The 12,962-nt window shown below is 30.8% G+C and carries 11 protein-coding genes; 7 read left to right on the forward strand and 4 right to left on the reverse strand.

Translation table 11 applies throughout. The features are described from left to right. Window position 1: 1 nt before the first annotated feature. On the forward strand, window positions 2–856 hold the full coding sequence (locus tag ACTTA6_RS00685) for an ABC transporter permease (protein ID WP_440614070.1): 855 nt from the start codon (window positions 2–4) through the stop codon (window positions 854–856). 2 nt (window positions 857–858) lie between these two features. Here ACTTA6_RS00685 and ACTTA6_RS00690 read toward each other — a convergent pair whose 3' ends face one another. Then, window positions 859–1,986, reverse strand: a complete 1,128-nt coding sequence (locus tag ACTTA6_RS00690; RefSeq protein WP_440614071.1) for a thiolase family protein — start codon at window positions 1,984–1,986, stop codon at window positions 859–861. 105 nt (window positions 1,987–2,091) lie between these two features. Between ACTTA6_RS00690 and ACTTA6_RS00695 the strand changes: the two genes are divergently transcribed. After that, entirely contained in the window at window positions 2,092–4,314 is a 2,223-nt protein-coding gene (locus tag ACTTA6_RS00695) for a 3-hydroxyacyl-CoA dehydrogenase NAD-binding domain-containing protein (RefSeq protein WP_440614072.1), read from the forward strand. Here the strand turns inward: ACTTA6_RS00695 and ACTTA6_RS00700 are convergent. Then, the gene (locus ACTTA6_RS00700) at window positions 4,307–4,957 is read right to left on the reverse strand and encodes a peptidylprolyl isomerase (RefSeq protein WP_440614073.1); all 651 of its coding nucleotides are present in this window, start codon (window positions 4,955–4,957) and stop codon (window positions 4,307–4,309) included. The genes ACTTA6_RS00695 and ACTTA6_RS00700 overlap by 8 nt on opposite strands. Then, on the reverse strand, window positions 4,954–5,682 hold the full coding sequence (locus ACTTA6_RS00705) for a putative zinc-binding metallopeptidase (RefSeq protein WP_440614074.1): 729 nt from the start codon (window positions 5,680–5,682) through the stop codon (window positions 4,954–4,956). Before ACTTA6_RS00705 ends, ACTTA6_RS00700 begins: the two co-directional genes overlap by 4 nt. 53 nt (window positions 5,683–5,735) lie before the next feature. Here ACTTA6_RS00705 and speB point away from each other — a divergent pair, with 53 nt between their 5' ends. Both speB and ACTTA6_RS00715 read left to right on the forward strand, forming a co-directional pair. After that, complete coding sequence (gene speB / locus ACTTA6_RS00710; RefSeq protein ID WP_440614075.1) at window positions 5,736–6,695, forward strand: agmatinase; 960 nt, start codon at window positions 5,736–5,738, stop codon at window positions 6,693–6,695. A 20-nt stretch (window positions 6,696–6,715) separates the two neighbouring features. Next, on the forward strand, window positions 6,716–8,149 hold the full coding sequence (locus tag ACTTA6_RS00715) for an aldehyde dehydrogenase family protein (RefSeq protein ID WP_440614076.1): 1,434 nt from the start codon (window positions 6,716–6,718) through the stop codon (window positions 8,147–8,149). Here ACTTA6_RS00715 and argE read toward each other — a convergent pair. Continuing rightward, window positions 8,146–9,324, reverse strand: coding sequence for an acetylornithine deacetylase (argE, locus tag ACTTA6_RS00720; protein ID WP_440614077.1), 1,179 nt, complete (start codon window positions 9,322–9,324; stop codon window positions 8,146–8,148). The genes ACTTA6_RS00715 and argE overlap by 4 nt on opposite strands. 27 nt (window positions 9,325–9,351) lie before the next feature. On the opposite strand from argE, the gene ACTTA6_RS00725 reads away from it, so the two are divergent. Genes ACTTA6_RS00725 through acnA form a run of 3 tightly spaced genes read left to right on the forward strand, consistent with a single transcriptional unit; the run spans window position 9,352 to window position 12,962 of the window. Further along, window positions 9,352–9,693, forward strand: coding sequence for a tRNA-binding protein (locus tag ACTTA6_RS00725; protein ID WP_440614679.1), 342 nt, complete (start codon window positions 9,352–9,354; stop codon window positions 9,691–9,693). Window positions 9,694–9,695: 2 nt separating this feature from the next. Further along, the gene (locus tag ACTTA6_RS00730; protein ID WP_440614078.1) at window positions 9,696–10,289 is read left to right on the forward strand and encodes a LysE family translocator; all 594 of its coding nucleotides are present in this window, start codon (window positions 9,696–9,698) and stop codon (window positions 10,287–10,289) included. Window positions 10,290–10,292: 3 nt separating this feature from the next. After that, window positions 10,293–12,962 (forward strand): aconitate hydratase AcnA, encoded by a 2,670-nt coding sequence (gene acnA / locus ACTTA6_RS00735; RefSeq protein ID WP_440614079.1) that lies wholly within the window; start codon window positions 10,293–10,295, stop codon window positions 12,960–12,962.

Here is a 12,962-nt window from a genome sequence, read left to right on the forward strand (position 1 = left end):
GATGGCATTACCAAGTTATACAGAAACGCGTTATAGAATTTGGCATTATGTTTATTTAGCTATTTGTGCTTTTGTATTTTTCTTTTTAGTTGCGCCTTTATTCGTAATATTTCCATTATCATTTAATGCTGAAGAATTTTTAGTTTTTTCTGAAGGAATGAAAAATCTTGATCCTGATGCCTTTTCTCTAAGATGGTACAAGGATATGGTTTATGGAACCAAAAACCCATGGGGACTAGCTGCAAAAAATAGTTTTATAATTGCAATATTTGCAACGATAGGATCGATAATACTTGGGACATTGGCTGCGTTAGGTTTAAGCAGTAGGCACATGCCTTATAAGGGAATTATAATGGCAACTCTTATTTCACCAATGATTGTTCCATTAATTATATCAGGTGTTGCAATATTCTTTTTCATGGCAAAAGTTGGTTTAGCAGCAACACATACAGGAATAGTTTTTGCTCATATAATCCTAGGAACTCCATTTGTTGTAATTACTGTAACAGCAACATTATCAGGATTTGATCATAGTGTAACAAGAGCTGCTGCTAGCTTAGGTAGTAACCCTGTAAACACTTTTATGAAAATTACTCTTCCATTGATATTACCAGGTGTAATTTCAGGAGGTTTATTTGCATTTGTAACTTCATTTGATGAAGTAGTTGTAGTTTTATTTCTTGCTGGTTTAGAAAATACTACAATTCCAGTACAAATGTGGACTGGTTTAAGAGAGCAGCTTAGTCCAACAATTTTAGCTGTTGCAACATGTTTAATTATTCTTTCAACTTTAATACTAATTAGTGCAGAACTATTAAGAAGAAGATCTGAAAGGTTAAGAGGAATTAATAGATAAAATTAAACAGCTTCAATTATTGTTGCAATTCCCATCCCTAAACCAATGCATTGAGTAGCAAGAGCGTACTTTTTATTTTCTCTTTTTAAAAGTTGTGCAGCCTTGCCTGTTATCCTAGCACCTGTTGCTCCCAAAGGATGTCCTAAAGCAATTGCTCCTCCATCTAAATTTACTTTATTAATATCTATTTCTAAATCTTTGATACAAGCTAGTGATTGAGATGCGAAGGCTTCATTTAACTCCACAATATCAATGTCTTTTATTGAAAGTTTAGCTCTTTTCAAAGCTTTTTTAGTCGCTGAAATTGGTCCTAATCCCATAAAATTTGGATCACATCCTTCAACAGCAGTAGATTTTATTCTCCCAAAAATTTCTAAACCATTCTCTATAGCAAAATTTTCTTCACATATCAGAGTTGCAGCAGCTCCATCAGTTAGAGGAGATGAAGTTGCAGCTGTTACGGTTCCATTTTGATCAAATACTAACTTTAAACTATTTAGTTTTTCCATTGTGCTATTAGGTCTAATATTTTCATCAGTTTCACAATTACCTATCTTAGTAATTTCGCTTTTAAATTTATCTTTTTGTTGGGCTTCATTTGCTTTTCTATGACTTTCTAAGGAGAATTCTTGTTGCTCTGTCCTTGAAATATTATATTTTTTTGCAACATTCTCAGCAGTAATTCCCATTGATAAATATAAATGTGGATTTTGTTTTGCTTCATCAGAATAAGGGTAGGGTAAAGGATCAAAGCCAGTTCTAACTCTTGTCATGCTTTCAACACCTCCACAAATAAATATCTTACCTGATCCCATTGCTATTTTTCCTGCAGCAATATGAATTGCCTCCATTGAAGATCCACACCATCTATCTACAGACATACCAGGAACTCTCATATCTAGATCTGATAAAAAAGTAACTAATCTTCCAATATTAAAACACTGTTCACCAACTTGAAAAGCACAACCAATAACAACATCATCAATTTCCTTTGGATTAATTTTTGATTGTGAAACAAGATTTTTAATTACTTCAGCTAGCAGATTAACTGGTTTTACATCTATTAATTTCCCTTTATTTGCCATTGCAAAAGGTGATCTGGAGTAACCAGCTATTACTGAATTGTACATTTTTCTCTTTAATATTGTGTTAATTTATATAGCTTATCAATTTAATTAATCAGGAAATTTGTATTATTTCAAGTTTTTGATTAATTCAATAAAAGTTTATTATTTATGGATATAAAAAAAGTAGTTGTTATTGGATCTGGTACAATGGGTAGTGGAATTGCAGCGCACCTTTGTAATGCAAATGTCCCTGTAACTCTTTTAGATTTAACAACAGAAATATCTGAAAAAGCTAGAGACAGAATTCATAAATCAAGACCTCCATTACTTTTAGATAAAACCAAAATTGAAAATATTAAAGTTGGAAATATTAATGATAATTTTGATGTAGTAAAAGAAGCTGATTGGGTTGTTGAAGCTGTTGTTGAAAGAATTGATATAAAGCACAATATTTATGAAAAAATATTTAAGAATAGAAAACAAGGAGCAATTGTTTCATCAAACACATCATCTATCCCAATTAAAGTTTTGTCAGAAAAATTAACTGAAGAAGAAAAAAAGGATTTTTGTATAACTCACTTCTTTAATCCAGTTAGATACATGGGATTATTAGAAATTGTAAAAAATGAAAATAATGATTTAAATAAAATCAATTCTCTTAAAAAATTTTGTGAAATTGAATTAGGCAAAGGTGCGATCGTTTGTAATGATACACCTGGTTTCTTAGGAAATAGAATAGGTGTTTATGCAATGCAGGTAGCAATGACAGAAGCATTTAGAATGAAATTATCAATTGAAGAAGCCGATGCAGTGTTTGGAAGACCAATGGGTATACCTAAAACAGGAGTTTTTGGCTTATATGACTTGATTGGAATTGATTTGATGGCTGATGTTTTAAAAAGCTTTATTAAAGAACTTTCTGATAATGATGAATTTCAAATTGTTGCAAAAGAAATACCACTTGTAAAAAAATTGATTGATACTGGTTACACTGGACGAAAAGGAAAAGGTGGTTTTTACAGAATGAATAAAAGTGGAAACCAAAAAATATTAGAGGCTATCAATTTAGAAACAGGTGAATATACAACCTCCAAAAAAATAGACTTAGGAGTTGAAACTGTAGATATAAATAATTTAATTAATCGAAAAGATAAATATGGAGAATATGCTTGGGAAGTAATTTCTAAAATAATTAAATACGCGTCTTCTTTAGTTCCAGGAATTACAGACAAATTCAACGATATAGATGAAGCAATGAGACTTGGTTTCAATTGGGCAATGGGTCCTTTTGAAATGTTAAAATCAATTGGAGTTGAAAACTTTTTTTCAAGGATAGATAATTTTGAAAATAATAAATTTTTAGAAAATTTATCTAAGTCAAAAGATGAAAACTTTTATGGAGAAAGACAATTATATACTGATATCGAAACACTAGGAAAAATTAGACCAACAGCAATAAAAGTAGACAAAAATAATTCTGCTGAAATTCACCGTTTTAAAGATTTTAATATTGTCGAATTTACTACAAAAGCTTGTGCATTAGATTATGATTCAATGGATGCATTAAAAAATGCAACTGACAAACCACTTATTGTTATGAATGAAAGTATGCAATTTTCTGCGGGTGTGAATTTGAGTTATACGATGAATTTTGCAGACAAGAATGATTTCAAATCTATAGAAAAATTTATTAAATACTTTCAGGATACTTGCAAAACATTAAAGTATTCTAAGCACCCAGTAGTTTCTGCACCCTCAGGTCTTACTTTAGGTGGTGGTTTTGAAGTTTTAGTTCAAAGTAACTTTGTTGCATCACACACAAATATTGTGGTTGGTCTTGTAGAAACAATTGTTGGATTGGTGCCAGCTGGAGGTGGATGTAAAGAAATGTTATGGAGATGGTCACAAACAGAAGAAGCAAAATCTGATCCTGATTATGCTCCTTTAAAAGTTTTCGATATCATTGGATACGCAAAAACTGCAACTTCCCCTGTAGAGGCAGAGCCTTTAAAATATTTAAAACCTGAGGATAGAAAAATCATGAATAGAAACAGTCTTTTTGAGGAGGCTAGAAAACTTATCCATGAAAACAACGATTTTGTTCCTCCAGAAGAGTGCAAATTTAATCTATCAGGCAAACCTTTGAAAGAGAAGATGATTAAAGTTTTAGAGAAATTATATAATGAAAAAATTATATTAGATCATGGAATGCATGTTGGAACAGAACTTGCAAATGTTTTGAGTGGTGGTGATACAAATTTAGATAAAACTTTATCAGAAGATGATCTATATAAATTAGAGTTAGATTCTTTTATGAGATTAATAGAAACTAAACAAACTCAAGAAAGAATTAAACACACTCTTTCAACTGGAAAACCTTTAGTTAATTAGTCTCTAACATTCTAAAAGTGTTTATATAATCAGGTCTTAGTACATAGATTGCTTTATTCCCTGTTTTAATTTTCTTAAGAATATCTAGACCAAACTTTACTTTTCCAAGCGGAGTGTATTCTCCTTGATAAATTGGAATATCTTTCAAGGTAATAAAAAATTCACTATCTTCAGAGTCAAATTCTGTTGATCTTGCAAAACCAACACTACCTTCAGTAAATTCAAAATCATCACTAAGTTCTGATTTTAATAATCCTAATCCTGATTTTCCACTTCCAATTTTTGAGTAATCTAAATATTTAATGTTCCCAAATTCAAGATCACCAGCTTGCACTAAAGTATTTTCAACCACCTTATAGAAAGCTGAACCATCATACATTTTTTTTTCAATTAATATTTTAAATCTTTCAACTGCTTTAGGAGAAATTTCAGGATATAACTCAATAATAACATTTCCACATTCTAAATTTATTACCGCAATATTATCTGGGTTTTTAAAGTTTAATGTTTTTAAATCATTGCTGTCTATAAATAGACATTTACTTTTTAATAAAAAAAAAGATGAAAAAGCAGAAACGGCCAAAACTATTAAAAAAATAAATAAAATTTTTTCTGATTTTGATGCCTTAATTGTTTTAATCATAAAATATTTTCATCGATTTTAGATATATTTAATTTAATAAAATTAACCTTATTATTTAATATAGAGTCGTTTTTTATTTTCTCTTCAATCAAATTTTTATTAACCATTAAAAAAGAAAAGATTTCAGCCATATCTTCTGATGGAATTGATTGAGAGTATTCTGTTAAAAAACCATTAGTATTTTCATATAAATCTAAATTTAATCTATCTGAGCAAGTGGAACATTCAGCGTATTCAAAATCAGAATTATTAAATAAAGAAAATTTTTGATCATTAAAATCATCTTCATAACTATTTTGAATCATGTGAAAAATCTCATGATGAATCATTCTTTCAAAATATTTTTTGTTAAAGTTTATGTCTAATATTAAAGTTCTATTTTTATTATCTGGTATTCCGCCAGTATTGATGTTCGAAATAAATAAACCTTCACAAAATACAACATATTTTAAATTTATTTTTTTAAGAAATTTAGAATTGTATCTTTTAATATTTCTCTCAATTGTTGGAAATTTTGTATTAAGATTTTCTTGATTTGTCTTATTGCAAGTAATGTTGTCATCCACTCCTATTTTAAAATCTCCTTTAGCATTTAAATAACGGATATTGTTCTCATTTTTTAGTTTATAGATTTCCAAGTTCGGAATTTTGATTAGATTGTATATTTCATCAGCATTTACCTGTGAAAACTGAAATATTAAGATGAATAAAATAATAATTTTCATTAATTTATTATAGACGAATTAGATTAGATAATATTATCTTAGATTATTAAAAAATGACAAAAGAAAGAAACAAAAATCCTATTCAACCAGTAAGTGGAACAAAAGTACCTCGATATGCTGGTCCAAGTACTTTTGCAAGATTACCAGAATTAAGAGATGTTGAGAGCTGTGATGTAGCGATTGTTGGTGTTCCGTTTGATGCTGGTACCAGTTATAGACCAGGAGCGAGATTTGGTCCTCAGAGTATAAGACAAGCATCTAGACATTTAAGAACAAATTATCATCCTAGTTATGATGTGGAGCCTTTTAAAATTCAACAAGTTGCAGATGCAGGAGATATTTCGTGCAATCCATTTAGCATTGATGAAGCTATTAAACAAATAGAAGAGGGAGCAACTGATCTATTAAACAAAGTAGGTGGAATAATTAGTTTAGGTGGCGATCATACAATTGCAGTGCCATTATTAAGAGCAATTAATAAAAAAAATAAAGGACCAGTTTCTCTAGTTCATTTTGATGCTCACTTAGATACTTGGGATACTTATTTTGGTGCTCCATATACTCATGGAACTCCATTTAGAAGAGCAAGAGAAGAAGGTTTATTTTTAGATGATGCTTCAATGCATGTGGGAATAAGAGGACCTCTTTACAGCAGAGATGATATAAAAAATGATGAAAGTTTTGGTTTTAAAATAATTCACTGTGATGAATTTCAAACTGAAGGAACAGATAAAATTGCAGAAAGAATTAGAAAAAGAGTCGGAGATAATCCACTTTATTTATCTATAGATATTGATGTTTTGGATCCCGCATTTGCACCTGGTACAGGAACGCCAGAAATTGCAGGAATGACAACTAGAGAAATGGTAAATGTATTAAGGGGTTTGTCTGGATTAAATTTAGTTTCAGCTGATGTAGTAGAAGTTTCACCAGCATATGATCATGCTGAAGTTACATCTCTTGCAGCTGCAACAATAGTTTACGAATTAACAAATTTATTTGCAAAATCATAAGGAAAGGATAATTTTAAATCATGTTAGATAAAAAAAATTTTTATATTAATGGTGCTTGGGTTAAACCAAACAGTGCTGAAGAAATTAAAGTAATCGATCCAGCTACAGAAGATAACTGTGCTGTAATTACTTTGGGAAATAAAGCAGATGTTGATTTAGCAGTTGCTGCAGCAAAAGATGCTTACGAATCTTGGGCCTTTTCCTCTAAAGAAGAAAGAATTGCATTATTAGAAAAACTTTATGAAAATTATAAAAAAAGATGGGCAGATATTGCAGAAGCCATAACTCTTGAAATGGGTGCACCAAAAGATTTTGCCACAAAATTACAAGCAGGAACAGGAGCAAGTCATATTAAATCATTTATCAGATATTTGAAAAATTTCGAATTTGAAAAACCATTGGGAGAACACGCTCCTAACCAAAGATTAATTTATGAACCTAAAGGTGTTTGTGCATTAATAACACCTTGGAATTGGCCAATGAACCAAGTTTGTTTAAAAGTAATGCCAGCAATTGCTGCAGGTTGCACAATGGTATTAAAGCCATCAGAATTAGCGCCACTTTCATCAATGATACTTGCTGAAATTATTGATGAGGTAAAATTTCCAAAAGGTGTGTTTAATTTAGTTAATGGTGATGGAGCAACAACAGGCGATGCTCTTACAAGCCATCCAGATATTAATATGATCTCTTTCACAGGCTCAACAAGAGCTGGAGCTTTGATTTCTCAAAATGCTGCTAAAGATTTTAAAAGAGTAAGCTTAGAGCTAGGTGGTAAAGGGGCAAATATAATTTTTAAAGATGCTGATCCAGAAGCAATTGAAAGAGGTGCTTTAAGATGTTTTAGAAATTCTGGACAATCTTGTAACGCTCCAACAAGAATGTTGGTTGAAAAATCAATGTATGATAAAGCTATAGAGAGATTAAAAAAATATACTGAAAATTTTGAAGTGGGTGATCCTAAAAAAGAAGGGGAGCACATAGGTCCAGTTATTTCAGAAACTCAATACAATAAAATTCAAACTTTAATTCAAAAAGGTATTGATGAAGGAGCAAAATTAGTTGCTGGAGGAACAGGTAAACCTGATGGATTAGATAAAGGCTACTTTGTTAAACCAACAGTTTTTGCAGACGTAAATAACGATATGGATGTTGCAAGAACTGAAATTTTTGGACCTGTTTTATCTGTTATCCCATTTGAAACAGAGGAAGAAGCAATTAAAATTGCAAATGATACTTCATATGGATTAACAAACTATATTCAAACTCAAGACACTGAAAAAGTTCAAAGAGTTGCTAGAAAATTAAGATCTGGAATGGTAGATGTTAATGGAGCTGGTATTGCTGTTGATGCACCATTTGGAGGTTTCAAACATTCTGGTATCGGTAGAGAAGCCGGCGAACATGGCTTAGAAGAATTTTTAGAGGTGAAAGCAGTAGGTGGTTGGAGTTAATTTACTGATTTATCTTTTACACCTTCTAAAAATTTAAGGCATTTTTTCATCTCGTTTAATTCTATGAACTCATCAATTTTATGAGCTTGTTCTATGGATCCAGGTCCACAAACAACTGTACTAATTCCTAGTTCTTGAAATAAACCGGCTTCTGTTCCAAAAGAAACCACTTCCCTTGAATTATCACCAGTTATATTTGATACAAATTCACATGCTTCAGATTCATCTAATCTATTAAACCCAACTACTTCACCAATCGTTTCCTTTTTTATATAAGAATCTGGAAATACCTCTTTCATTTCCGGGAGCAGTACTTCATTTGCATATTTATCAATTTCATTTGTTACAAATTCCCCATCTTCTTTGACAACTGGCCTTGTTTCCCATTCAACACTACATTTGTCTGCAATAACATTATGAGCAATACCACCTTTAATGCCTCCAATTGATAAGGTTGAATGTGGAGGATCAAAAATACTATTTTCTTTAACTCGTTTTTTTAACTGTTCTCTTATTTCTAAAAGTTTTCCAACATACCTAGTAGCATACTCTGCAGCATTTACTCCTAGATGTGGTTTTGAACTATGTCCTGCTAGTCCTCCAAAGTGAACTGTGTATTCATTCATACCTTTGTGAGCATCTATTATTTTCATTGTAGTTGGTTCTCCAATTATACAAATTCCATTTTTGATATCTCTTTTTTTCAATTCCTCTATCAACAGAGGAGCACCAATACACGCAGTCTCTTCATCAAAAGTGTAACAGAAATGTAAGTCTCTATCTAAATTACTTTCTTTAAAGATTGGTGCATAAGCAAGTGTACATGCAATAAAACCTTTCATGTCACATGAGCCTCTTCCATAAAGTTTATCTTTTTTAATTGTTGCAACAAATGGATCGGTGCTCCAACCTTTAGAAACTGGAACTACATCAGTGTGTCCTGATAGAATGATTGGTTTTTTTGTGCTTTGATTTTTTGCTTTTAAAGTTCCAAAAAGATTAACTCTTTTTTTATCATCATCGTAAACTTTGAAAGTATCTATTCCGATGTTATTTAAAATGTTTTCACAATAATCAATCAAATTACTATTATCTTGGCCTGAGATAGTTTTAAATGCAATTAAGTCAGTTAAAATCTTGATTGATTTTTCATATAAATTGTTATCTATACTCATAAACTTAAAACACTATATTATATTATGATTAAAGAGCAAATTACCTATGACATTTTTGACAAAGTAGATATTAGAGTTGGTACTGTAATTTCAGTTAAAAAAAATGAAAAGGCTAGAAAACCATCTTTAGTAGTTGAAGTAGATTTTGGAAGTGAAATTGGCATCAAACAATCATCAGCTCAAATTACTCATTATTATAATGAGGAGAATTTAAAAGGAAAGCAGATCATTGCAGTTTGTAATTTTCCTGAGAAAAATATTGCTGGTGTAGTTTCACAAGTATTGGTTTTAGGAGCAATAGATGCTGAAGGGAAAGTTACTTTAGTACACCCATCACAAAAAGCTGAGAATGGTTTACCAATTGCTTAGTAATGCATCCTGAAATTCTCTCGATAACTTTATTTGGAATTGTTGCTGCATTTACACCTGGCCCTAATAACTTTGTTGCTTTTTATTCTGGTTTTAACTTTGGTATAGTTAGAACACTTCCACATATAATCGGGGTTACCCTAGGATTTCCATTTCTATTATTATGCCTAGCTTTAGGTTTGATAAATATATTTAAGCTTTATCCTTTGATTCAAGAAATATTAAAATATTTAGGAACTCTATTTTTGATTTACTTAGCTTATAAAATTTCTTTTTCAGGTCCATCAAATCAAGAAAATAAAAATAAAAATCCGATTAAATTTCATGAAACTTTTATCTTTCAGTTTCTAAATCCAAAAGGTGTAATTGCATCTATAATTCTTGTATCCACTTATATAAACCCAGGTGAAACATTTGTGAGTTATACGACTCAAATTCTTGTTATGGCATTACTAGTTTCAGTAACGAGTATAACTCTTTGGACATTTTTGGGTAAATTCTTTAGGAAATTTGCGACAAATCAGAAATTTATTAATTATTTTAATTATGCTATGTCACTGCTTCTTTTAACAAGCATAATAACTTTTTATTTATAAAATATGACACCAGGAAACAAAAATTCTTATAATTCTCTTAAAAAAATTAATATCAACAACAAAGAGTATAATTATTATTCATTAAGCGAAGCAGAAAAAAATGGGCTAGATGGAATTAATAAACTTCCAAAATCTCTAAAAGTTTTATTAGAAAATTTATTAAGATACGAAGATGATTTGAGTGTTACAAAATCTCAAATAGAAGCAATTAAAAATTGGCTGGAAACAAAAAAATCAAAAACTGAAATTGCATATAGACCTGCAAGAGTTTTGCTTCAAGATTATACAGGAATTCCTGCTGTTGCAGATTTAGCTGCAATGAGAGAGGCTGTTAAAGAAAAAAATAAAGATCCCAATACAATCAATCCATTATCAGCAGTTGATCTTGTAATTGATCATTCTGTTCAAGTTGATCAATCTGCAAAAGCAGATTCATTTGAAAAAAACGTAGATATAGAATTCAATAGAAATGGTGAGAGATATTCATTTTTAAAATGGGGACAACAAGCTTTTGATAATTTTAGAATTGTTCCTCCAGGAACAGGAATTTGTCATCAAGTAAATTTAGAATACTTATCTAAAGTAGTTTGGTCTGAAGAATTTAAAGGTGAGAAATATATATTTCCAGATACACTTGTTGGCACAGACAGCCATACAACGATGGTTAATGGACTTTCTGTTTTAGGCTGGGGAGTAGGAGGTATTGAAGCAGAAGCAGGAATGTTAGGCCAACCTATATCTATGTTGATACCTGAAGTGATTGGTTTTGAAGTAAAAAATAAAATGCCCGAAGGTACAACGGCAACAGATCTTGTTTTAACAGTGGTTAAAATGTTAAGAGATAAAGGTGTTGTTGGAAAATTTGTAGAATTTTATGGAGATGGGTTAAAAAATCTAACTCTTGCAGATAGAGCAACTATTGCAAATATGGCTCCAGAATACGGTGCTACTTGTGGTTTTTTTCCAATAGATGATGAAACTTTAAAATATCTAAAATTTTCAGGAAGAGATCAGCACACTGTCGAAGTAGTTGAAAAATATGCGAAAGAACAAGGGTTATGGGCAAGTAATGATTTAGAATTTACTGATGTAATTTCATTAGACATGTCTACAGTTGTACCAACTATTTCTGGGCCAAAAAGACCTCAAGATAAAGTTTTGTTAACTGATGCACCAACTTCATTTAAAAAAGTTTTATCTGAAGCAACAAACAAAGATCAAAAATCAATATCGAAAGTTTCAAATACTGATTATGAAATTCAAGATGGTTCAATTTTAATTGCTGCAATAACTTCATGTACCAATACTTCAAATCCAAATGTTTTAATTGGAGCAGGTTTGCTTGCTAAAAAAGCTGTTGAGTATGGATTAGAAGTTAAACCTTGGGTTAAAACATCATTAGCACCTGGATCTCAAGTAGTAACTGACTATTTAGAAAAAGCTGGTTTAAATACTTATTTAGATCAATTAGGTTTTAATTTAGTTGGATATGGTTGTACCACTTGTATAGGAAACTCAGGACCACTTCCTGAAAATATAGTAGAAGCGATTCAAAAAGAAAATATTCACGCCGTTTCTGTACTATCAGGAAATAGAAACTTTGAAGGAAGAATTTCTCCACATATTAAAGCAAACTATTTAGCTTCTCCACCATTGGTGGTTGCTTACGCAATAGCAGGACATATGGAGTTTGATTTATACAAAGACCCTCTTGGCAAAAGTAAAGATGGGAAAGATATATTTTTAAAAGATATTTGGCCATCAAATCAAGAAATAGAGGATACTTTAAAACAATCTTTGAATGCTGATATGTTTATTCAAAGATACTCAAATGTTTCTGATGGTCCTACTCAATGGCAACAAATTAAAACTGAAAAAAGCAGTATTTACAAATGGGATGAAGGTTCAACTTATGTAAAAAAACCTCCATTCTTTGAAGGTTTATCTGATGAACCAGAAGGATTTAAAGAAATTAAAGATGCAAGACCGTTATTAATATTAGGTGATATGATAACAACAGATCACATTTCACCAGCTGGAAGCATACAAAAAGATAGTCCAACTGGAGAATATTTTATGGAACATCAAATTTTACCTAAAGATTATAATTCTTATGGCTCAAGAAGAGGGAATCATGAAGTTATGATGAGAGGAACTTTTGCTAATATTAGAATTAGAAATGAAATGGCGCCAGGAACTGAAGGTGGATTTACAAAATTATATCCTGAAGAAAAAGTAATGCCTGTTTATGATGCAGTTGTTGAGTATAAAAACAGAGGAACTGATTTAGTCGTAATAGGTGGTAAAGAATATGGAACTGGCTCTTCGAGAGATTGGGCTGCTAAAGGAACTAAACTTTTAGGAGTAAAAGCAGTTATTGCTGAAAGTTTTGAAAGAATTCATAGATCGAATTTAATTGGAATGGGAATTTTACCACTGCAATTTAAAGATGGAGAAAATAGAAAAAGCTTAAACTTAGTTGGTTCAGAACTAATAAGTGTAGTTGATATTGAAAAAGGCATAAATCCTTCTGATGAAGTTACTATAGAAATCAAATATATCTCTGGAGAAATTAAAAAAGTGAAGACTTTATCTAGAATAGATACTAAAAACGAGCTGGAGTATTATAAAAATGGAGGAATTCTCCAATATGTGCTAAGGAACATGATTTAA

The organism is Candidatus Pelagibacter sp. HIMB1636 (genome assembly GCF_052047675.1).
Classification (GTDB): domain Bacteria; phylum Pseudomonadota; class Alphaproteobacteria; order Pelagibacterales; family Pelagibacteraceae; genus Pelagibacter.